25 protein-coding genes and 2 pseudogenes are annotated in these 22,284 nt (G+C 44.5%); 20 read left to right on the plus strand and 7 right to left on the minus strand.

Annotated features, from left to right (window positions below; all coding sequences use genetic code 11):
• Positions 1 to 92: 92 nt before the first annotated feature.
• The 3 genes from L0M98_RS03610 (at position 93) to L0M98_RS03620 (ending at position 1,004) form a co-directional block, all read left to right on the plus strand.
• Positions 93 to 311: a hypothetical protein gene (locus tag L0M98_RS03610; protein ID WP_173022753.1), complete on the plus strand. Its 219-nt coding sequence runs from the start codon at positions 93 to 95 to the stop codon at positions 309 to 311.
• A 91-nt stretch (positions 312 to 402) separates the two neighbouring features.
• On the plus strand, positions 403 to 696 hold the full coding sequence (locus L0M98_RS03615) for a helix-turn-helix domain-containing protein (protein ID WP_004319131.1): 294 nt from the start codon (positions 403 to 405) through the stop codon (positions 694 to 696).
• Positions 693 to 1,004, plus strand: coding sequence for a helix-turn-helix domain-containing protein (locus tag L0M98_RS03620; RefSeq protein WP_004289442.1), 312 nt, complete (start codon positions 693 to 695; stop codon positions 1,002 to 1,004). The genes L0M98_RS03615 and L0M98_RS03620 overlap by 4 nt, the downstream gene beginning before the upstream one ends.
• Before the next feature lie 36 nt (positions 1,005 to 1,040).
• Here L0M98_RS03620 and L0M98_RS03625 read toward each other — a convergent pair whose 3' ends face one another.
• Both L0M98_RS03625 and L0M98_RS03630 read right to left on the minus strand, forming a co-directional pair.
• Positions 1,041 to 1,406 carry a hypothetical protein gene (locus tag L0M98_RS03625; RefSeq protein ID WP_004289443.1) on the minus strand — a complete coding sequence of 122 codons (366 nt, stop codon included), beginning with the start codon at positions 1,404 to 1,406 and terminating at the stop codon, positions 1,041 to 1,043.
• A gap of 28 nt (positions 1,407 to 1,434) precedes the next feature.
• Positions 1,435 to 1,677: pseudogene (locus L0M98_RS03630) on the minus strand (tyrosine-type recombinase/integrase); the annotation flags it as partial.
• Between the two features lie 285 nt (positions 1,678 to 1,962).
• Between L0M98_RS03630 and L0M98_RS03635 the strand changes: the two are divergent.
• The 3 genes from L0M98_RS03635 to L0M98_RS03645 are packed head-to-tail and all read left to right on the plus strand — an operon-like array spanning position 1,963 to position 4,851.
• Entirely contained in the window at positions 1,963 to 3,192 is a 1,230-nt protein-coding gene (locus tag L0M98_RS03635; RefSeq protein ID WP_004289446.1) for a site-specific integrase, read from the plus strand.
• A gap of 20 nt (positions 3,193 to 3,212) precedes the next feature.
• Complete coding sequence (locus L0M98_RS03640) at positions 3,213 to 4,463, plus strand: site-specific integrase (protein ID WP_004289447.1); 1,251 nt, start codon at positions 3,213 to 3,215, stop codon at positions 4,461 to 4,463.
• A 7-nt stretch (positions 4,464 to 4,470) separates the two neighbouring features.
• Complete coding sequence (locus L0M98_RS03645; RefSeq protein WP_004289448.1) at positions 4,471 to 4,851, plus strand: hypothetical protein; 381 nt, start codon at positions 4,471 to 4,473, stop codon at positions 4,849 to 4,851.
• Positions 4,852 to 4,939: 88 nt separating this feature from the next.
• On the opposite strand, the gene L0M98_RS03650 is transcribed toward L0M98_RS03645, so the two are convergent.
• Together L0M98_RS03650 and L0M98_RS03655 are read right to left on the minus strand one after the other, a co-directional pair.
• A complete protein-coding gene (locus L0M98_RS03650) occupies positions 4,940 to 5,233 on the minus strand; it encodes a helix-turn-helix domain-containing protein (RefSeq protein ID WP_039953117.1) in 294 nt (97 codons plus the stop codon).
• Between the two features lie 32 nt (positions 5,234 to 5,265).
• The gene (locus tag L0M98_RS03655; RefSeq protein ID WP_004289450.1) at positions 5,266 to 5,562 is read right to left on the minus strand and encodes a helix-turn-helix domain-containing protein; all 297 of its coding nucleotides are present in this window, start codon (positions 5,560 to 5,562) and stop codon (positions 5,266 to 5,268) included.
• A 781-nt stretch (positions 5,563 to 6,343) separates the two neighbouring features.
• On the opposite strand from L0M98_RS03655, the gene L0M98_RS03660 reads away from it, so the two are divergent.
• From L0M98_RS03660 to L0M98_RS03725, 14 genes are all read left to right on the plus strand, one after another.
• On the plus strand, positions 6,344 to 7,741 hold the full coding sequence (locus tag L0M98_RS03660) for a hypothetical protein (protein WP_004289452.1): 1,398 nt from the start codon (positions 6,344 to 6,346) through the stop codon (positions 7,739 to 7,741).
• A gap of 112 nt (positions 7,742 to 7,853) precedes the next feature.
• The gene (locus L0M98_RS03665) at positions 7,854 to 8,411 is read left to right on the plus strand and encodes a TerD family protein (protein WP_004289453.1); all 558 of its coding nucleotides are present in this window, start codon (positions 7,854 to 7,856) and stop codon (positions 8,409 to 8,411) included.
• A 3-nt stretch (positions 8,412 to 8,414) separates the two neighbouring features.
• Entirely contained in the window at positions 8,415 to 9,110 is a 696-nt protein-coding gene (locus L0M98_RS03670; protein WP_004289454.1) for a TerD family protein, read from the plus strand.
• Positions 9,111 to 9,120: 10 nt separating this feature from the next.
• Positions 9,121 to 9,756: a hypothetical protein gene (locus L0M98_RS03675; protein WP_004289455.1), complete on the plus strand. Its 636-nt coding sequence runs from the start codon at positions 9,121 to 9,123 to the stop codon at positions 9,754 to 9,756.
• A gap of 29 nt (positions 9,757 to 9,785) precedes the next feature.
• Positions 9,786 to 10,397 carry a TerD family protein gene (locus tag L0M98_RS03680; protein ID WP_004289456.1) on the plus strand — a complete coding sequence of 204 codons (612 nt, stop codon included), beginning with the start codon at positions 9,786 to 9,788 and terminating at the stop codon, positions 10,395 to 10,397.
• Positions 10,394 to 11,032 carry a vWA domain-containing protein gene (locus L0M98_RS03685; RefSeq protein WP_004289457.1) on the plus strand — a complete coding sequence of 213 codons (639 nt, stop codon included), beginning with the start codon at positions 10,394 to 10,396 and terminating at the stop codon, positions 11,030 to 11,032. Before L0M98_RS03680 ends, L0M98_RS03685 begins: the two co-directional genes overlap by 4 nt.
• 61 nt (positions 11,033 to 11,093) lie before the next feature.
• The gene (locus L0M98_RS03690; protein WP_032597360.1) at positions 11,094 to 11,729 is read left to right on the plus strand and encodes a vWA domain-containing protein; all 636 of its coding nucleotides are present in this window, start codon (positions 11,094 to 11,096) and stop codon (positions 11,727 to 11,729) included.
• A gap of 6 nt (positions 11,730 to 11,735) precedes the next feature.
• Positions 11,736 to 12,782, plus strand: coding sequence for a TerY-C metal binding domain-containing protein (locus tag L0M98_RS03695; RefSeq protein WP_032597359.1), 1,047 nt, complete (start codon positions 11,736 to 11,738; stop codon positions 12,780 to 12,782).
• A 2-nt stretch (positions 12,783 to 12,784) separates the two neighbouring features.
• The gene (locus tag L0M98_RS03700; protein ID WP_004289460.1) at positions 12,785 to 14,167 is read left to right on the plus strand and encodes a PP2C family serine/threonine-protein phosphatase; all 1,383 of its coding nucleotides are present in this window, start codon (positions 12,785 to 12,787) and stop codon (positions 14,165 to 14,167) included.
• Between the two features lie 12 nt (positions 14,168 to 14,179).
• A complete protein-coding gene (locus tag L0M98_RS03705; protein WP_004289461.1) occupies positions 14,180 to 15,658 on the plus strand; it encodes a helix-hairpin-helix domain-containing protein in 1,479 nt (492 codons plus the stop codon).
• Between the two features lie 49 nt (positions 15,659 to 15,707).
• On the plus strand, positions 15,708 to 16,028 hold the full coding sequence (locus tag L0M98_RS03710) for a hypothetical protein (protein WP_004289462.1): 321 nt from the start codon (positions 15,708 to 15,710) through the stop codon (positions 16,026 to 16,028).
• A 46-nt stretch (positions 16,029 to 16,074) separates the two neighbouring features.
• A complete protein-coding gene (locus tag L0M98_RS03715; protein WP_004289463.1) occupies positions 16,075 to 16,248 on the plus strand; it encodes a hypothetical protein in 174 nt (57 codons plus the stop codon).
• Between the two features lie 26 nt (positions 16,249 to 16,274).
• Entirely contained in the window at positions 16,275 to 18,965 is a 2,691-nt protein-coding gene (locus tag L0M98_RS03720; protein ID WP_004289464.1) for a calcium-translocating P-type ATPase, PMCA-type, read from the plus strand.
• 1 nt (position 18,966) lies between these two features.
• Positions 18,967 to 19,104, plus strand: a complete 138-nt coding sequence (locus L0M98_RS03725; protein ID WP_153882950.1) for a hypothetical protein — start codon at positions 18,967 to 18,969, stop codon at positions 19,102 to 19,104.
• A 219-nt stretch (positions 19,105 to 19,323) separates the two neighbouring features.
• Here L0M98_RS03725 and L0M98_RS03730 read toward each other — a convergent pair whose 3' ends face one another.
• From L0M98_RS03730 to L0M98_RS03740, 3 genes and pseudogenes are all read right to left on the minus strand, one after another.
• Complete coding sequence (locus L0M98_RS03730; protein ID WP_227215004.1) at positions 19,324 to 19,587, minus strand: hypothetical protein; 264 nt, start codon at positions 19,585 to 19,587, stop codon at positions 19,324 to 19,326.
• 190 nt (positions 19,588 to 19,777) lie between these two features.
• Positions 19,778 to 20,887 (minus strand): annotated as a pseudogene (locus tag L0M98_RS03735) (site-specific integrase); the annotation flags it as partial.
• Positions 20,888 to 20,918: 31 nt separating this feature from the next.
• Positions 20,919 to 22,142: a site-specific integrase gene (locus L0M98_RS03740; protein ID WP_004289468.1), complete on the minus strand. Its 1,224-nt coding sequence runs from the start codon at positions 22,140 to 22,142 to the stop codon at positions 20,919 to 20,921.
• Positions 22,143 to 22,284: the final 142 nt, after the last annotated feature.

Genomic DNA, 22,284 nt, shown 5'->3' on the forward strand with positions numbered 1-22,284 from the left:
GGCAAACCGCCCCGCGGCCCGATCTTGCAGCAGCGTGAGCCCCGTAACTACCTTTGCTACTGACAACAGATTTCCATACCGCGCTCCGCGGCATGAAAAAAAAGAGAGGAAAAGGTTATGGGAGAGAAACGGGGAGAAAACGATATGCCGTGAACGCTCGCGAAAGTCGGTTCACGGCTCACCCTGCATGGAATGATAAATCGCCCGCGAACATTTCCTTTCACGGGCGATTGGCGTATCGGAACGTGCCGATCCCGTATCGGCGGAGGATCGTTTCCGCCGGACGTGGAGCCACTCGCTGCCACTTTTAAGACGGATACGTCCATATACCACTGGCTGATAACAAGATACTGTTCATTTGTGTACTTTTGGGCATCCGGGAAACAAAAAATGAAACAGAACATGGAAATAATAAGTATGGACGTGAAGGCTTTCGACGCGCTGGCAGGGCACGTGGAAGCCATTGAAAGAAAAGCCGAGGCGTTATGCCGCAGGCAAGAGGACGTGAGTTTGAAAAAATGGCTGGACAACCAGGATGTCTGTGACGTGCTGGGTATATCGAAACGTACCCTGCAAACCTACCGGGAGAAAGGGTTGCTGCCTTTCAGCCGCATCCGTCACAAAATCTTCTACAAACCGGAAGATGTCGGGAAACTGCTGCAATCGTCGCACTATCCTAATACCGCCGCGTTATGAGCCATTATTTCATCGACAAGCACGATCCGTGTGTGGCGGATCTCTTCCGGCGCTTGGAAAAGGCCGGCAAGGCACTGGATAAACTGGAATCCTCCGGAGGCCGGACACTCAAGGGAGAGCGGTTCGTCACCGACGAGGAATTGTCCCGGCTGCTGAAAATCAGCAGGCGTACATTGCAGGAATACCGCACGGCGCGGATCATTCCCTATTATTTGATTCAGGGCAAGGTACTATACATGGAATCCGAGATACAGAAATTCCTGGAAGATTCCCGGAAGAAATGTATCGGGGGACAGGAATGGGTATAAAAGAAGAACGGCCAAAACATTGGCCGTTCTTCTTTTTCAGTTCAATATCGTGTTCATGCCGGGGAGCTGCCAGACGACGGCGGTCGTCGTGGCCCTTCGGACAAGCCACCGTCGGAAGGCTTCGGCATTCCCGGATTTTAAGCGGAAAGCCAGCGCGGCGATCATTTCGAGCGAATACAGCTCGACAATACCGCCGTCACGGTTGCGCTCCCGGCGGTAAACCCTCTCCTCACAGAGTATGCCGCTTTTGAGTATGGAGCGGATGTTGCTCCCCACGGCAGGAACGAAGACTCCGAACAGGTCGGCAATCTGGTGGCGCGTGAGCCATACACGGTTCTCCGGCGCGTGGATTTCCACCCGCCCGTTTTCAATGCTGATAGGTTCTCTTGTCGTCATAGTCATACAAATTTATCAATTTTTGTTATACTGTTCAACCGTTTACCGTTATAATATCTGCCGTTTCCGGTTCGTCCTCCTCGTAGAGATTTATTTTCCGGCCTTTGGTCTGTTCTTTCAGCCGTTTCATGTCCTCGTCCACCTTGCGGTCGGTCACTTTGGCGTAAATCTGCGTGGTGGAAATGCTCTTGTGTCCCATCATGCGGCTGACAGTTTCGATAGGCACACCCAACGAGAGCGTGATATGTGTCCCGAAATTGTGCCTCGCCTTGTGGAACAGAACCCACAAAGCAGCCGTCAGCAAACAAGTAACAACAAAACGTAACCCGTTTGAAATGAGCGGTTTTTCATTATTCTGCCAAATACCGGAAACGCAACGGAGTGCGGAATATTGAGCCATTTCAGTTTCCAAGCCGTTAGCCGTCAGTTACCGAAGCAAGAACAGGTAACGCACGGAAAATGAAATTGTTGCAAGCCCGTGCTGATTGCACTGATACGCACCGTTCTGCAAATCAATGGACGCTTACTCATGAATTAATTTTGCGACAAAAACAGTAAGCGTATGAAAGTGGAAAAATTCAAGGTGTTGCTCTACCTGAAAAGGAGCGGAACGGACAAGTCGGGCAAAGCCCCGATAATGGGAAGGATAACGGTGAACCGCACGATGGCGCAGTTCGGATGCAAGCTGTCGTGCAAGCCGGAGTTGTGGAACGCAAGGGAAAGCCGTCTGGACGGCAAGAGCCGTGAGGCGGTGGAAACCAATGCGAAAATAGACAAGCTTCTGCTTGCGGTCAATAATGCTTTCGACACATTGGTTGAGCGTGGACAGGACTTTGACGCTACGGCGGTCAAGGACTTGTTTCAGGGAAGCATGGACACGCAGATGACCCTCCTGAGGATGACCGACCGCATCTGCGAGGACTTGAAGGCGCGTATCGGTATTGACCGTGCCAAAGGAACCTATCCCGCCTATTACTACATGAGACGGACACTGGGCGAGTTCATCCAGTGGCAGTTCAAGACGAAGGACATTGCTTTCGGGCAGCTTTCCGAACAGTTCATACACGATTACCAGAACTTCGTGATGGACGTGAAAGGATATGCTGTAGATACGGTGCGCCATTACCTCGCCATCTTGAAAAAGATATGCCGCATAGCTTACAAGGAGGGATATGCCGAAAGATGCCATTTCGCCAATTTCACCCTGCCAAAACAGAGTGAACGCACTCCAAGAGCCTTGAGCCGCGAGGATTTCGAGAAGATACGCGATGTGGAGATACCTGCATGCCGCACCACGCACATCCTTGTGCGTGACCTCTTCCTGTTTGCCTGCTATACGGGCACTGCCTATGCGGATGCGGTGAGCGTAACAAGGGATAATCTGTACACGGATGACGATGGAAACCTTTGGCTTAAATACCGCCGCAAGAAGAACGAGCTTCAGGCAAGCGTGAAACTGTTGCCGGAAGCACTCGCCCTGATTGAGAAATACCATGATGACAACCGCCCGACATTGTTCCCTATGGTGCGGCATCCTAATCTTCGGCAGCACATGAAATCGCTTGCTGTCCTCGCAGGGGTGAGCAGCACCTTGTGCTATCATCAGGCACGTCATTCCTTCGCCTCGCTGATTACGCTGGAAGCCGGAGTGCCGATTGAAACCATCAGCCGGATGCTGGGGCATTCCGATATAACCACCACCCAAGTTTATGCCCGTGTCATTCCGAAGAAGCTCTTTGAAGACATGGACAAATACATCGAAGCGACCAAAGATTTGAAACTTATTCTCTAACTGATAAAAACATCACAACCATGCGCAGTACATTTTCCATATTACCGTATATCAACCGAAGCAAAGTGAAAGCTGACGGCACGACCGCCGTCCTGTGCCGCATCACCATAGACGGCAAGAGTTCCACGATGGCAACGGGCATCTATTGCAGGCCGGAGGACTGGAACAACAAGACGGGCGTAATCCGCACCGTCAGAGAGAACAACCGCTTGCAGGAGTTCCGCAAATCCGTTGAACTTGCCTATGAAGATTCGCTGAAGAAACAGAACGTGGTGAGCGCGGAGATACTGAAGAACGCACTGGCAAGGAAAGCCGTCATTCCCGCCAAGCTGTTGCAGATGGGCGAAAGGGAACTTGAACGTCTGCTTGTCCGCTCAAAGGAGATAAACTCCACATCGACATACAGGAACTCAAAGTATTACCAGAAGTACCTGAAAGATTACCTCACGTCATTGGGCAAGGAGGACATCGAGTTCAGCGATATCACGGAGGAGTTCGGCAGTTCCTATAAAGCCTTCCTGAAACGCTACAAGAACTTCGGGCCGTCACAAATGAACAAGTGCCTGTGCTGGCTGAGCAAGCTGGTGTACCTCGCTGTGGACTACGAGATACTCCGTGCCAACCCGTTGGAGGACATGGAATACGAGAAGAAACCCGCACCGAAGCACAGGCACATCAGCCGTGCGGAACTGAAAGCCATCCTTGAAACCCCGATGCTCGACCCGTTACAGGAACTGGGTCGGAGGGCGTTCCTGTTTTCGATTTTCACGGGCTTGGCGTATGTGGACATCATGCTGCTCCATCCCCACCATATCGGCACGACTGCTGACGGCAGGCGTTACATCCGCATCAACCGCAAGAAGACCAACGTGGAGGCGTTCATTCCCTTGCACCCGATAGCGGAACAGATACTTGACCTCTATAATACGACGGACGACACAAAGCCCGTCTTTCCGCTTCCGAGCCGTGACGAGATGTGGTTCGAGATACACGAGTTGGGCGTGGCGATAGGGCGGAAAGAAAACTTGTCCTACCATCAAAGCAGGCACTCCTTCGGAACTTTTTTGATTTCTGAGGGAATACCCATCGAGAGCATCGCCAGGATGATGGGACACTCCGGTATAAAAACCACCCAGCGGTACGCGGAGATTACGGACAAGAAGATTTCAAAGGACATGGACAACCTGATGGCGGTCAGAATGATGTACGGGACGGGCAAATGGTACAAAAAACAAGAACTGTTAAAAGAAACAAACATTGATAATGAATAAATGAGGAATGCCAATGGAACGGGGAATAATCACAATCACTGAAAACGGGGCGGTCACGATGCCGACCGCTCCCGTCTGGATGACGCAGCAGGAAATGTCCGATGCGTTCAACGTGTTCGGATGTTACATCCGCAAGGCTATACACGCCATATACAAGAATGGCGAGTTATTGGAAAGCGAAACGAAGCGGCACGTCAGGAAGGATGGTAGGATTTGCTACGATGTTTACAGCCTTGAAATGGTGATAGCCGTTTCCTTCAGGTTGAGAAGTCGGGAGAGCATGGTTTTCAGACGGTTCATTATGGGCAGGCTGACCATAAGCGACAGACAACCCATCAACCTTTTCTTTTCGCTCTCCCCGTCATGTGGAAAGAGAGCGGAAAGTTGAACCGACCTCAGACGGCGTATGAAATACCCTCAAACGGCGTGTAAGGCTACCTCTTACGCCGTTTGAGGGTAACACCGTTTTTATAAGCCTATCTGAACGCTTCCCGGTAATTGGCGGCAAGCATCCGTTCGATGTCCGATTCCTTGTACAGAATCTTGCCACCTAACTGGTAATAGGACACCACCCCGTTGTTGCGGTAGTCCTGCAAGGTGCGTCGGCTCACTTTCAGCCGTGCCGACACCTCCCTGTCCGTCAGGAAACGTTCACCGCCCAATGTCGGACGGCTGTTTGCCATGAAGTTTTCGATGCCGTCCAGCAGACGGTCAAGGCTGTTGCCGAACTCGGCGACAAGCGCATGGTTCTTGGTAATCATTTCACTCATTGTTACGTTGGATTTAGTGGCCATATAAAAAATCAAGAGCCTTTACCTGACCGTCTGTCTTCCACAGGTTTGACAATACGCAGCACATCCTCCGGTCGGTAAAACACCTTGTGGTTTATCTGCGAATAGGCCAGCGTGCCGTTGTCACGTAGCGTCTGCAAGGTGCGCAGACTGATGTTCAAATGTTGGCAGACCTCTTGGTTGTCCATCCAGCGGTTTAATGACTTGCCGCCTTGCTTGGCAAGGAGTTCGTTCACACGGTCTGAGAAGCGGCTGAACTTCGCCGCCATTTCCTCAAACGCCTCTTTCTGAAAAATCAATACTTCCATTGTCGATACTGTTTTTATTGTTGATACTCGGTTTTGGACGCAAAGTAAATGGGCTTTGTGCATCAACAATGGGTTGGCACAATCGTGGCAGCTTGTGGCAGAGAGTGGCGTTTTCAGAGTTATTCTAAATTAGTCCAACGGAGTTTTGATAGGAGCAAGTTTGTGTTTCGGGCATACCGAAACGGCTTGCTCCCATACTACTTTAAGTAGTGTGGAGGCATATCATCCCGTTGGTCTTAATAAAACAATCTCGCTCTGCAATAATAAACTTTTTCATATTTCTTTCTTGATTTAAGACGCAATTGGTTATCTTTGCAACAGTCCTCGACTTCTTTCTAAGCTCATCCTTTCAAAAGAGGTTGTGTATAGAAAGGCTGCTCACGCCGGGCTGTCATCCCCCTAAATGGATAACAGTGGGCTATGATGGGTCGGGATTGAGGACAGACAAAATGTGAAGGCGTTTACTTGACGCTTTGTTCTTGACACATAGAAATCTGGCAGTTTCGAATTGTTAGTCAAATTCAAAGCAACGGTAGATGTCCATGGGTATGTTATATCCGATTGATTGTATGCAGGCAGACCTTGTCGGTTGTTTGCATCATATTCGTTTATATACATATCGGCGTGGGCTTCGGCGTTGCTCGTTTCGACTAACAGGGCGATGCCAGAGCCTCTATGTGTGGGACGAGTAACAAGCATGATTCCCACGCTTTTCTTTTGTCTAAATCTTTTTGTGTAACAGCAGGCTTGCCGGGAATCAAGTCCGCACTTTGACTCGGCAATGAAGCAGAATGAACGTGCTGGTATTATGCGGATAGTTTCAGACATTGTGAAAGCTGATTCTATTATCGACTTACGAGAAATTGATTACTTGGATGGAATCAAAGACAAGTACCGCATAACGAAAGATGATGAAGCTATGGGCGATTCCATGACTTTGTCCGATGCTGTTTGCCTGTTAAAGAATTTATCTCCAGGTCTAATCCATGACATTATTGGAGATTTTTACAATTTGGCCTTGTCAGACAACGCTTTTAGTCGAGAAGAGGGGCTTATTGTACTTGCCATCATAGCTTGTTTGTCTGAAAAATATTTCACACAAGCTGAAATATATTCGACAGTTTTACCCAATAACACGTTAGCCGAAAAATCACAGATACTTTATATTGAAGGGGAATATTACAAGGAGGCAAATAAAGAAATCTCTGATGCTTACAGGGAAATATCCAATGAATTCCGATTGATAGGTTTGAATTTTGTCTATCTCCCAAAGGTATGCGAGCATTATAAGTCATTGCCACAAAGCAAATTATTATCATTGCTTTCATTTCTGTATCCTAAAATTTCAGAAAAACAGATGGGAGATATGATACGGCAGTTAACCTCGTTGAATACTTCTGATTTCTGCAAGGAAGGCATTGTCGGGAAAATGAATCTCAAAGACTTGAACGAATCGTTACCGTCGATGCTTTTGTGTATAAACGATTCGCTTGTTGAAGGTAAGATATACTCAAATTTTCTTTCGATAACTCTCGAAAAGGACGCTCTCAATATAGCAAGGGATTTTACAGACTTGTTCATGAAATTGTATAAGCCAAGAGTATTGAATCCTTCTTTTGAAGGTAAGGAAAGATTTGTTTATCGCGGTTACTACAAGCAGGTATTTGACATATTTACAGATAGAAAAGGCGTCAGAAGCAGTGTTGTTATAGACCTGCTTCATGGAGAGATTCTCTTGCCTGAGGCCGAAATAAAGTTATCAAAACTTCATAGAAGAGAGAAAGCCTTGTATGCCTTATTTTTGTTGGAATCAGGAAGTGGTGGAATAAATTTCAGTAAACCAGAAAATGTAAAAGCTCTAAAAAGATTTGACCACCGTATGCAACTCATACAGCTAAAGTATGAGATGATTTATGAAGGTTTTGGCGGCGATAAATCTCGTGCACCGAAAATATATCTTTCGGAAAACAGGTTGCCAATGTTAAGTTTGATTAAACAACAAATTCGCCAAATCGGAGAATTATTAAGCAATGCCGATGACTACTTGGTTCAACGAAATCTTTTTGGCAATTACTGTGTAGCCATTCCTCCGGAACTGTGTCTATGTTACGATATGCAAGCAAAGCAAATTTGCCGTTTTGAGGATTCTGCTTTTTGGAGCCGGGTATTGGCCTTATAACCTTGCAACTTTTTGCAGACGATTTTTTCCTTTATCGGGTGTAATATTGCAGATTTCTGTAAATCAAATACTTATTGCCTAATTTTGCGTAAAAATTTAAGCAAATACGATTATGGCAATTACATTGGAAAAAGGACAGCGGATAGGCATAGGTCTATCTAAAGTTAGTGTAGGTCTCGGATGGGACCCGAATGAAGGTACAGGTTTTGATTTCGATTTGGATGCCTCTGCATTTATGTTGGGAAGCAACAAGAAAATTCCCAATGACAATTATTTCATATTCTACAATAATCCGAAATCTCCAGACGGAGCGGTGGAATCTACAGGTGATGACACTACTGGAGGCAATAGTGACGGAGGGGATGATGAAACATTGAATGTTGACCTGCAAAAAGTTGACCCTTCCATTCAGGAGATTCTGTTTGTTGCTACAATTTATAAGGCAGACGAAAGGAAACAGAATTTTGGGCAGGTTAGAAACTCTTACATCCGCATCTACAATTCAATCACCAACGAAGAAATAGCACGCTATGATTTGGACGAGGATTTCTCTATTGAAACAGCCGTTGAGTTCGGGCGTTTGTATCGCCGTGGCGGAGAATGGAAGTTCGAAGCTATGGGTATAGGTAACAAAGGTGGATTGCAAGCATTGGTCAACAAATATCAATAAACCATGCCTATAAATCTTGTAAAAGGACAGAATCACGTGCTCAACATGAATATTTTTCATGTTGGGCTTGGATGGGACGTGAATGAAGGGGCATCACCATATCCATTTGACCTTGATGTGTCTGCATTCATGATTGGAGCCAATAAGAAAATACTCAATGATGATTTCTTGGTATATTATAATAGTGAACATAGAGTTCTGCCATCTAATTTGACACGGTTCGAACCTTTTTCTGCAAGTAAATATCCACCTTATACTGATACTCAAGGCTGCTATCATTCGGCTGATATGCATTGGAAAGAGGAGACAAGACCCGTTTCACCGGAATTTTCAGTTATAGGGTCAATAGATGACCAAGATGGTTCTACCTCAGAAGATGGCGATGATGAAATTATGGATATAGATTTATCAAAAGTGTCAAATGACATTCAAGAAATTGTAATCACAGTAAGCATATATGACTACCAAAACCGTAAACAAAACTTTGGTCAGGTAGAACGTGCTTATGTCCGTCTTTATAAGCAGGGGCAAGAAACCGAAGGTCAGGAAGACTTCAGATATGATCTAAATGAGGATTTCTCAATATGTGCTTCCATTGAATTTTGCAGGTTATATCGCTACAAAGGGGAATGGAAAATTCAAGCGACAGGCATTGGGCATCATGGCGGTCTTGAGGAATTAGTTGAAAAATACAGATAACTTCATTTCTATGGCTATAGTTCTTGAAAAAAGTGGCGACCAACATCGCATAAACCTTGAAAAAGGTGGGGCTTCCTCTATGGGAGAAATCATTATAAATCTCAATTGGAGTAAGGGAAGTTTGATGAAACAAATTTTTGGAAAGCCCATAGACCTTGACCTCGGATGCTTTTATGAGCTTCGGGATGGAAAGAAAATGTTGATTGATGGATTGCAATTCTCTCATAACAGAGGAGGAAACCGCCATCAGCAAACAAGGCAGGGATGTTACGATTACGCGCCTTACATTTGGCATCAAGGTGATGACAGAGGTGGTAGCTCTTCTTCTGGGGAAACAATCTATGTAAACCCTAAGGGGGTCAATGTGATAAAGCGTATAATCGTCTATACTTTCATATATGAAGGCGTGGCAAAATGGTCTGAAACAAATGCCGTTGTTACGATTAAAGTACCAGGGCATGAAGATGTAATCGTTGAAATGGGAAAACAATTTTCAAATAAAACATTCTGCGCCATAGCTCAATTGGATTTTGGTGGTGATGATTCCATTACGGTTAAAAGACTGATTACGTTCCATGATGGACATAAGGATTGTGACATGATGTATGGATGGGGATTTAACTACTCGCCAGGAAGCAAGGACTAATGTTGAATAATTTATAAAGAAAATATTTTATGGCAATACGATTAGAAAAAGGACAACGCATTAATCTTGAAAAAGATAATGGTGCGAAGCTACAAAGCATCTGTGTAGGTGTCAATTGGGGTGCAATTAAGAAAAAGAATTGGTTGGGTTTTACTACAACTGAAGCGGTAGATTTAGATGCCAGTTGTGCTCAGTTTGATGCTCAAGGTAATATCATTGACAAAGTTTGGTTTAGACATCTCGCTTCTAATGATGGGGCAATCAAACATAGTGGCGATGATTTAACAGGAGATATGGATGGAGACGATGGGTTGGACAATGAAGTTATAACTGTTGATTTGCACAAAGTTAATCCACGAACAGATAAGATTGCCTTTGTATTGAACAGCTTTCGTGGTCAAGATTTTAAACTAATTCCTTTTGCGTCTATTAGAATTTATGAAGGAACTCCTACAAAGGTACGGGAAGTATTTGCTACTTATGATATTGCGAATGACCCAACTTTTGCGGGGAGTGTATCAATGGTAATGGGAATTTTCTATAAACGTAATGGGGAATGGAAATTCAACGCCATTGGTGAACCGACAAGAGATAGAGATTTCGAAAGCACTTTACAAACTGTCAAACAAAAATATTTATGAGAAGATTACCCGTTTACTTGTTATTGGATACATCTGGCTCTATGTACGGGGAACCGATAGAGGCGGTCAAAAATGGAGTCCAGACACTTATTTCAACCTTACGAGGAGACCCTTATGCCCTTGAAACAGCATATATTAGTATCATAACTTTCAATTCTGTGGCTCAACAGGTAACACCTCTTACAGAATTGTCGGCTTTTCAACAACCCCAAATTGAAGCAAGCGGATGTACTGCTTTGGGCGAAGCACTGACCTTGCTTGCACAAAAGGTTGATACCGAAATTGTCAAAACCACACAAGAAGTCAAAGGAGATTGGAAGCCTTTGGTTTTTCTTATGACAGATGGCGAACCTACAGATGATTTGCAGAAGGGGCTTGACGAGTTCAAGAAAAGAAAATTCGGTATGGTCGTAGCTTGTGCCGCAGGGCAAGGTGCTAACACGAATACGTTAAAGAAGATTACAGAAAATGTCGTTCAGCTTGATACAGCCGACAGCGCAACAATTAAGGCGTTCTTCAAATGGGTAAGCGCAAGCATCAGTACAGGCAGCCAAAAAGTTGAGGATACTCACGGCGATGTTGCATCGATGAGCGAGCTACCTCCTCCACCTCCAGAAGTAAATATCGTTGTGTAAAGAAACAAAGCAAAGTGGCACGAAACAGTTTGTGCCACTTATGCTATAAAGTTTATCAAGAATGAGACATTTACCTGTATATATTTTGATTGATACCAGCGGGTCTATGAAGGGTGAACCGATAGAAAGTGTCAAGGTTGGCTTGTCTGATATGATTGCAACTCTCCGTCAAGACCCGTATGCGTTGGAAACTGTTTGTATAAGCATAATAACTTTTGACAGGGAAGTAAATCAGATTTTACCTTTGACCGAACTTGCCGATTTACAGATACCCAATATCATCACGCCGGATTCAGGCCCGACATTTCTTGGAAAGGCATTGGAAATGCTTTGCAATCGGATTGAAGTTGAAGTTCAAAAGGGTACACCTGAACAAAAAGGCGATTGGCGTCCATTACTCTTCGTGTTAACAGATGGCAAGCCTTCCGACATTCAGGTTTATGAGAATATCATCCCCAAAGTAAAAAATAAAAATTTTGCAAGTATAATCGCTTGTGCAGCCGGTCCCAAAGCAAAGATAGAACCGCTAAAAAAGCTCACAGACCAAGTGTTTACACTTGATACAATGGATGCCACATCGTTTAAGAAATTCTTTGTGTGGGTTTCTGATGTTATAGGTGTAGGAGGAAAAAGTGTGGGAACAACGGATTCTTTGGAATTGCCAGGACCACCTGCGGAAGTGAATATAGTAATATAATTGTTTATGAGAAGATTACCGATATATTTTCTGATTGATGTTTCAGAATCAATGGTTGGAGAACCAATCATTCAGGTAGAGAAAGGCATGAGGAATATCATACAAGAGCTAAGGACTGACCCGTATGCTCTTGAAACAGTATTTGTGTCTGTCATCGTTTTTGCAGGAAAGGAAAAGGTCTTGTCTCCTTTAACTGAGTTGTACAAGTTCTATCCACCGCAGTTTCCTATAGGCGGAGGAACATCGTTAGGCACTGCTTTGGACTGCCTGATGAACGATATTGACAAGTCCGTAAAGAAAACAACTGTTGAAATGAAAGGCGATTGGAAGCCTATCATTTTCCTTTTTACTGACGGGATGCCAACCGACAATCCACAGCAAGCCTTCAACCGATGGAACGCACATTATAAGAGAAAAGCGAATTTGGTTTGTATTTCAATCGGTGACAATACTGATACTAAAATGCTTGGAAAAATCTCAGACAATGTGTTGAGATTGAATGATACAGGGGAACAATCCTTCAAGGCCTTTTTCAAATGGGTTACGGCTTCAATCAAGTCAACAAGTGTTTCTGTTACCGATATGGGAACTGATGAAATCCAACTTGCTTCCACATCGGGAATTGACCTTGAAAAGGTGGATACGACTAAAGACTGCACTGTGGATGAGAACTTTGTCGTACTGCTCGGCAAATGTTCAAATACAAAAAAGGAATATCTTATCAAATACGCCAAGCGAGTAGGTAAAATACCCGGATTAGAGCAACTTGACGTAAAAGGAATAGACTACAAACTTGTGGGGGCTTATCCAATTGACGATAAGGCTTATGAAGAATTAAGCGATGGCAAGTCCAACCGCAACATCAACACCATGTCTTTGATAGGAGTACCCACTTGTCCTTGTTGTGGCAATCAATTCGGCGTAGTCGTATGCGAATGTGGCAACATTATGTGTTCAGACGGTCAAACTACCGCTTGTCCGTGGTGTGGAATGGAAGGCTCATTAGGAGCTATTGGTGATGGCGGTTTGGATATAACACGGGGAAGAGGTTGATTATGAACATAGAAAAAGCAATAGACCTCCTAAGCAATGGAGAATCTGATGAACGCATGAGTGGCTTCATCAAATATTATGCTAACAAGCTGTGGGCTGAATATAATGAATATCTTATGAATGAAATTGTTGTGATAGAGAACAAGGTAAAAGAACTGCCTATCGTTATACCTAATGCGTCTATCAGAAAGCCGTATAATGCGATTGTATCAATACCGTGCGAAGAAATGACCGACATAACATTATCAGGTCTCACAGAAGAAGTGCAAGGGCTTATAATTGAGAAGCAGGAGGATGGCAAATCTTTTAAGATAAGTGGAACTCCCAAAGAAAGCGGAACTTTTGATGTCACGTTAAGATACAAATATCGTGGTTTATCTGTTGAGCGTCCTTATCTGGAACGTATGTTACAAATTATCATCAATCCAGACCCAAGGGATTTATGGAAAGATATTCCTGTGCCCGAAGATATAGAGTATCCGAAAGATAATACGGCAAAAGAATATGTAAAAGTTGCTGCACTTTCCGATGGAACTCCGCAAAAAGATATTGTGGCTGCAAGCAAAAGAGGCCGTTCACATGCACAAGAAGGTAAGCCACGTGATGACGATTTCCGTTTGTATCATGACGAAAAAACGAATTGGTATGTCATTGCCGTGGCCGATGGAGCGGGGTCTGCACCCTATTCCCGTGAAGGTTCAAGAATAGCTTGCAATGTAGCAGTTGAGCATTGTAAAGAACAATTGGCTGATTCTGAAAATTTTGATGATGACATCAATCTCTATCATCTTGACCAAAAATCGGAAGCGGCAGGTAAAGCTATTAGTGCGGATATATACAAAATCGTAGGTAATGCCGCCTTAAAAGCGCATAAGGCAATAGCGGCAGAGGCTCAACCAAAAGGTCGCAAGACCAAGGAATACTCTACAACATTGTTACTGGCTATCTGCAAAAAATATGATTTTGGTTGGTTTGTTGCCTCATTCTGGGTCGGCGATGGGGCAATATGTCTTTACAACCAAGATAATGAAACTGCGATGATGCTCGGTATGCCTGATGAGGGTGAATATGCCGGGCAAACACGTTTCCTTACAATGCCTGAGATATTTTCGGATTCCAATAAATTCTACCAAAGAATGAATTGCCGGATTGTTCCGGACTTTACAGCTTTATTCCTTATGACGGATGGCGTTAGCGACCCCAAGTTTGAAACCGACGCTAATCTGAAGTCTTATGATAAGTGGAATGAATTATGGGCTGACCTTAAAGAGAATGGAGTGGAATTAACGGATGATAATGAGGAAGCTGCAAATCAGTTGTTGAATTGGTTGGACTTTTGGTCACCGGGAAACCATGACGATAGAACCATTGCAATATTGTATTAAACGTAAAGCATAATGGCAAATAAAATAACTCTGACAGCAAATGACGGAAGTATCGTTGAGTTTTATGATGAAATAAAAGCTCAAGGTGGGGTTAAGGATGTTTATTTTAGTCCTGACAAAACCTATGTTGTCGCTTTCTATCGCAAGCCAATCAATGCTAATGACAGAGAGCGTATCACCAATATTGTTGGTATCTATCGCCAGCGGATTTTCGATACTCCAGAGGGGAATTATTGGAAAAATCTGTTTGCATGGCCTACAAAAATGGTAGAATGGAATGGAAAGACAGGCATCATAATGCCATTTTATGACAAAAGGTTCTTCTTTTCTTCAGGACCATTTAAAGGTAAAGAAAAAGAGGGAAAATGGTTTGCTTCCGCTAAATTGCGTAACAAATTTTTGCCTGCTGACCAAAAAGGAAATTGGCTGACTAACCTTCATATGTGTATCAAGATTGCACGTGCTGTCCGACGACTCCATGCGGCAGGATTGGCACATTCGGATTTGTCTTACAAGAACATACTGGTTGACCCGATTACAGGAAGTGCATGTATCATTGATGATGACAGTTTAGTAGTTCCGGGCAAATTTCCTCCTGAGGTTATAGGTACACCAGATTTCATTGCCCCTGAAGTCATTGAGACCAAGCATCTTGCATTAGATGATAAACAACGGAAACTACCGAGTATCTATACAGACCGTCATGCATTAGCTGTCCTGATATATATGTACCTGCTTAATAGGCATCCGTTAAGAGGCGGCAAGGTGAATGATGTCAATGACAGTGGACGTGATGAGGAATTGTCTATGGGTGCAAAAGCCTTGTTTATTGAGAATCCAACAGACAAGTCCAATAGGGTTAAAGCCCAGCAACTATCCCCTGCCGAGTTGCCACAAGGCGACCCTGCAAAGATGCCATATACTATTTGTGGCCCGTATCTGAAGAAATTGTTTGACCGTGCTTTCGTAGAAGGTTTGCACGACCCGTCAAAGCGTCCGAGTGCAGCGGAATGGGAAGATGCCTTAGTCAAGACAACCGATTTGGTACAGCCATGCCAGAATCCTAATTGTGAAGCCAAGTGGTTTGTATTTGACAACACTACCAAGCCTAAATGCCCGTTTTGTGGCCAGCCATATCACGGACAATTGCCGATATTGAATTTTTATTATGCTCCCTCACATGGCAAATTCATATCGGAAAATTATCGTTTGATGGTATATGACAAGCAAACTCTGTACAAATGGCACGCAAATAATTTAGTATCTCCAAGTGAACGGACATCTGAAGCTGACAAAAAGCCTGTTGGGGATTTTCATTTCTTCAATAATCAGTGGATTCTGATAAATCGCAATCTTCCTGACATGATGGATGTTACAGAGAAGAAGCCTATCGCTATAGGCGAATATGTGCCGCTAACAGAAGGAAGGCAGATATTGCTTGACAAAGGACAGGGAGGACGACTCATTGTTGTTCAACTTGTTAACAATTAGAACGATAATAATCATTTATAAAATCACGAAGCAATAGATATAAAGCAAAATGAAAAAATCAATCGCTCTGCTAATTGGTATTGCATTAATTTTATTAGGTACGTTGACAAGAGGTAATTGGATTATCGGACTGAAATTATTGTGTGCCATATTTCTGGTTATGCTCGTACTTTATTGGAAAATAGCACCCTTTAAGCAACAGCTATTCCCTAAATATCAAAAGGCTTTTGGCATAACAGAAAGAATATTCATGAGATTGCAGAATATCTTAGGCTTTATTCCCAAAATACAAATGGGGCAACGTTTGCAACTTGACACTTCGTTGATTGTATGTATCTTTTTTACGCTTTTGATATTAGTTGTTTTGTGAAAACATTGACTGTATCAACCAAACTGGATAAATCGGAACTAATAATATGGCAAGGAAGAAAATCGTAAGAATACCGGGAGTAAGTTTTTCTTGGAAACGTGCGCTGGGCATAACACAGGCAAAACAGAAATTTGCCCGTCAAACCGGAATACCAACATCCAAGGCTGGATTGGAGCGTAAATTGGGAAAAGCTCTACTTAAAGTCCTATTTGGCAAATAATTATTAATCAATAAGTTTTTCAGTATATGCAACAGAAAAAGCATTACATTGGCTTGACAGATGCAGAAGTCTTGGAGAGCCGTAAAAAGTATGGAGTAAACATCCTTACTCCACCAGAGAAAGAACCGTTATGGAAACAATTTTTGGAGAAGTTCACAGACCCACTTATCATCATCCTGATGATAGCGGGCGTTTTGTCCATTGGAATTTCATTTTACGAGTATTTCGGGCTCAATGAAGGTTTTACTGTGTTCTTTGAACCCATTGGCATTTTTGTGGCAATTTTACTTGCTACCGGGTTGGCTTTCTATTTTGAATTAAAGGCGGATAAGGAGTTTGCCATATTAAACCAAGTGAATGATGACGAACTGGTTGAAGTCATACGAAACTGCAATGCAACTCAAATTCCCAAGAAAGATGTGGTTGTTGGGGATGTTGTCATCATTAATACTGGTGCAGAAGTTCCTGCAGATGGTGAACTGCTGGAATGTGTCAGTCTGAATGTAGATGAATCCACGCTTACGGGAGAACCGATGTGCCATAAGAGCGTTGACGAAAAGGATTTTGACCCAGATGCGACATATCCTACCAATCACGTTCTTAAAGGAACTAAGGTGATGGAGGGGCATGGTATATTCCGTGTGACTGCGGTCGGGGATAAAACAGAAAACGGCAAGGTTTTCGTAGCCGCGCAAATTGATGACAGTGTAAAGACACCACTCAACGAACAATTGGATGGGTTAAGTGACCTGATAACCAAATTAAGCTATGGATTTGCTGCATTAGTAGTTATCGGTCGTTTGTTGATTTACTTTTTGGGAGACAATTCAATGGAATGGGCACATATTACGGCATATGTACTCCAGACGTTAATGATAGCCGTCACTCTAATTGTCGTTGCTGTGCCCGAAGGATTGCCTATGGCTGTAACCTTGAGCCTTGCATATAGTATGCGTAGGATGTTGAAAACTAACAATCTTGTACGCAAGATGCACGCATGTGAAACGATGGGAGCCACAACTGTAATTTGCACGGATAAAACCGGAACACTGACCCAAAATCAGATGAGCGTTGAGGAAGCTCAATTCTACGGTTTGGCTAATCAGGCATTGGGGACAGATGAAACAAGCCGTTTAATAAAAGAGGGCATTGCGCTTAATTCTACGGCATCATTGGATTTAAGTAATCCTGACAAGCCTGTGGTATTGGGCAATCCCACAGAGGGGGCATTGCTTTTATGGCTTAGAAATAATGGCATTGATTACCGCAATCTGAAAGAAGATGCCAATGTAGTGGAAGAATTGCCTTTCTCGACGGAAAGGAAATATATGGCGACAGTTGTTGACTCTGCCCAACTGGAAGGAAAGAAAATCCTCTATGTTAAAGGTGCTCCCGAAATAATCCGCTCCCTTTGCAAGCAAATCGACAAGAATGTGAATATTGCCGATATTGACAGACAACTGACGGACTATCAAAATCGTGCAATGCGTACTTTAGGTTTTGCATACCAAGTATTGAATGACAGTGATATGGCTATCGCAGACGGTAAAGTGGTTGCTGATAACCTTACTTTCATGGGGATTGTTGCCATTGCCGACCCTGTCCGTAAAGATGTTCCAGCAGCCGTGCAAAAGTGTATGGCCGCAGGCATTAATGTAAAAATCGTAACAGGAGATACTCCCGGAACAGCCAAAGAAATAGGGCGGCAAATCGGATTATGGACTAAAAAGGATAGTGACAGTGCAATAATAACAGGAGCGGAGTTTGAGAAACTTTCAGATGACGAACTTGATAAGAAAGTGCTTGGATTGAAGATTATCGCTCGTGCCCGTCCATTGGATAAGAAACGTCTGGTTGAATCCTTACAAAGAAACAATCAAGTGGTAGCAGTAACAGGTGACGGTACGAATGATGCTCCTGCACTCAAGGCGGCTCATGTGGGCTTGTCAATGGGTGACGGCACTTCCGTAGCCAAAGAAGCCTCGGACATTACCATTATAGATAATTCATTCAGCAGTATTTGTCGTGCAGTAATGTGGGGGCGTTCGCTTTATCAAAACATTCAGCGTTTTTTATTGTTCCAACTCACGGTCAATGTGGCTGCATGTTTTATCGTGTTGGTGGGTGCATTCATGGGAACAGAATCTCCGTTGACCGTGACGCAAATGCTGTGGGTGAACTTGATAATGGATACATTCGGTGCTATGGCTCTTGCCTCATTACCACCTTCACAATCTGTAATGAAAGACAAACCTCGTGACCGTAAAGCCTTCATCCTTACCAAACCTATGATGAAAGACATTCTCGGTGTTGGCGGATTTTTCTTCTTGCTGCTTGTTGTGTTCCTTTATATATTCCAGCACACTGAAATCACGCAAATGACAGACCTGTTGCATTGCAAGCTCGGTGAAGCCAATGGATTGTCACCATACGAACAGACTCTATTGTTTTCAATTTTTGTGTGGACGCACCTTTGGTATATGTTCAATACCCGTTCATTTGAAACAGGAAAAAGTTTCTTCCAACTTAAGATGAGCAAAGAGTTCTTTACTATTGTCGCTATTATTTTCATTGGGCAGATAGTGATAGTTGAAGTCCTTTATGATTTCTTTAACTGTACTCCAATGAAACTTATAGACTGGGTGATAATAGTGGTTCTTTCCTCACTGGTTCTTTGGGCAAGAGAGTTATGGCACTTACTAACCAAAAGGGGATAAATTGCTTTTCAAGAAAACAAGTAAAGAGGATGTGGGGTATAAACCTATATCCTCTTTTTCAATATATACAGGTTGCCCGACTTCGGAGGAGCAGCCCGGCGGCAAGGCTTTCGGGAGTAACCCGAAAGGTTTCGAGTAACTCGAAACATACCTTGCTGCTGCCACTTTTCGGCAGTAACCGAAAAGCCTTCGGGTAACTCGAAGGACACCTTGCTGTGCTTTTGAGAGCACAAGAAATCCGTCAGCAAACGGATTTGAATTAGTGCTGTTATTTCGGATTTCAAAGCATCGTTTCCCGATGCCCAAGCTGCCCAAAAGAAGAAAGGAAATGAGGGTATAAGAGGGCATAAGAGAGTGGTTATATCCGCATGAATGCTTGCAAGCCAGACTGCGTGTGGGTTCTCGTGAATGCAAACACGTGCGGACATACACACACTGGCCTGCAAGCCTGCCCGCACTCCGACCTGCCAGCCATCCTGCTTGCCTGCCGACCGGTCTGCCTGCGTGCCTGCCTGCCGGCACACAGACAAGCGCGCAGGCAGGCTATTCGCAAACGATTAGGCTCAAATACAATGTGGAAACGGTATTGAATTAAAAGTAGGACAGTGCTACTGATTTTCATCAGCAAGATGTGCAACAAATGTACAATAATGACAAGATGTTTGATTTACTCTATTTTTCAGAGGAATAACTTTGGCAATAAGGAAGAAAAACACTACTTTTGCAAATGAGAAAAGCGTTCTTATGATTAGTGCAGAACATAGCAGAATATAGAAGCCTGCTGGTTTCCAAGTCGTTACCTGTCAAGCTGACAATCTTTGTAAGTCCCTTGTTTTCAATGAGTAAGAGAAAGTAATATGTCTTGAGCAATGAAAGGTCATGTCGAAGCCGTATGTCCGTCCCAGTTCTCTGGTGAGCTTGATGAGATACCCCCGGCAATAGAGGTTGAAAATCCTGTCACTTTTACGCTCGTGGCGGTATTTCTCGATGATCTGCAACGGCACGTTCAGCAGGCGGATGGCCGAGGGCGTTTCGGTCTTCTGGCGCCGGATGTGTATCCAGTACGTTCCGTCGTCCGACTGCGTGATGTCTTTTTCGGACAAGCGTTTCAGGTCGGCGTAGGACAACCCCGTGAAGGTAGCGAAGAGAAACCAGTCCCGCACCCGCTGGAGGTTGGGTTTATCGACGGGAGTTTCCATCAGCTTTTTGAGGTCTTCGAGTTTCAAATGGCGGCTCTTGCGCCGGGGCAGTTCCGGGTGCAGCTTCCCGTAAGGGTCGCGCCGGAGTGTACCCTGACTGACAGCCCGCTTGGTCATTTTCTTCAACCGGTAAAGATGCTCGTGTACTGTCTTGGGTTTCATTTCACGATCTGTACGCAGGAATATTTCAAAATCATCGTAGAACTCCCGGTCAAGGCTCCGCAACGCTACATCCTCCTTTTCCTTCCTTTTTTTCACGAAGGAGGCTAAAATATTATAGGAGTTCTCGTAACTTTCATAGGTTTCTTCCTTGCGATCCACGCCGACACGCTTGCGGAACTCCTCGTTATGCTCGCGGAACAAGGCAAGGAGGGTGAACGGTTTCTGCCCGATTCCTTCCACGGCGTTTTTGACCAGCTCGGCCGTCACGAAACCGAGGCTTTTACGAATATGACGGTAATGTCCGGTGATTTTTTCGGTCAGTTTCTCTATTGCCAGGTTTACCGTTCGGGCGTTCTCGCTTCGTCCGTTCGCCCTTTTGGTTTCCGGATTCCAAAGCGATGGATCGACAAACGCGTTGATATTGATCGGGGCCGACTTGGTGTCGATGCTTACCTTGCATAACAATTTACATGTTCCGTCCTTGCGGACTTTCGTGCGGTTGATGTAGAACAGCAGGGAGAACGTGCTGCGACGTTTTATCTCTTTATTATTCGTTTCCATAATCGTTGTGAATTTGATTGTCAATGATAGATTAAATAGCTACGGAGAAGCGGTCGGCAATCTTTTCCTCTAAAGACCGGGTATCCATGTCGATCTTGTCATCGGTCACTTTGGCGTAAATCTGCGTCGTGGAAATGCGGCTATGCCCCAGCATTTTACTGACGGTTTCAAGCGGGACACCATGCGAAAGCGTGATCTCGGTGGCGTAGGTATGGCGTCCGCAGTGAAAGACGAGCTTCCGTTCAATTCCGCAAATGGCGGCAATACGTTTCAGTGTCCGGTTGAGTTCGTTGTTGCTGTACATCGGCAGCAGTTTTCCTTCCGGGGCCATATCCCGGTACTTGTCGAGGATGAGCAACGGTATGTCGAGCAACGGCACTTCATAGTCGATTTTCGTCTTCTTGCGGGCGGTCTTGATCCATACCTCACCGTCCTCGGCCACTTCCAGATCCTCCGTCGTCAGGCGGCACATGTCCCCGTAAGGGATACCCGTGTAGCAGGAGAAGAGGAACAGGTCGCGGATATGGTAGAGTTTCGGGTCGTGCAGGGGTGTGGTCATCAGCCGTTGTAACTCCGCTGCGGTAAGGTATTTCTGTTCCCGCTCGGGATGTTCGGCTTCATAACCCGCGAATGGGTCGGCAGTGATAATCCCTTCCGCGATGGCTTCCCCGACAATCGTGTTCAACCGTGTGACAAGCAACACGATAGTTCCCAGGGCAAAGCGGCGCTCCGTGCGTAGGTAGAGGTCATAGTTGTCGATGAATGAACGGTTCAGGGCCGTGAAAGGAACATCCGACAACTTGTATTTCTCCTGGATGAAAGCAGCCACACAGTTACAAGCATAGCGGTAAGATTGCGCTGTTCCCTTTTCCCGGTTCACGCCGACACGTTTTTCGAAATGTTCGATGAACGTCCGGAAATAACCCAACAGGGTTTCCTGCCCGAAAGCCCTCCCCAACAACAGATTCCTTATTTCTTCAGCCGTTACATTCTCACGGGTGGCTGACAGTTCGTCATAAATGGAAATGGCTGAAGCTCGCAAATCGTCCAGTTGCCGGTTGATTTCCCGCGCGGCGTTACTTTTACCCGTGGCACGTCCGGATGCCCACAGTGCAGCGGGTACGGACATTTTCGCACTAAAAGCCGCTTCTGAAAATTTGCCGACAACAAGTTTCGCCATGACCGGGCAATGTCCCTCGTCATTCATTTCGCTCTTTTTGAGGTAGAACGTAACCGTTACATCCGTCTGTTTCATAACTCTATTTTTTTTATGTTGCAAAATTACTTGATATAGAGTTATTTACAGTTATGAAAATTATAGCGGAACAAAGAATAAAACCCCGGATGCCGGTAACATAACCTGTATTTCCATGAAAAACGGAAAAAAACGGTTATCT

Source organism: Butyricimonas sp. DFI.6.44, from assembly GCF_022132345.1.
Lineage (GTDB): Bacteria > Bacteroidota > Bacteroidia > Bacteroidales > Marinifilaceae > Butyricimonas > Butyricimonas muris.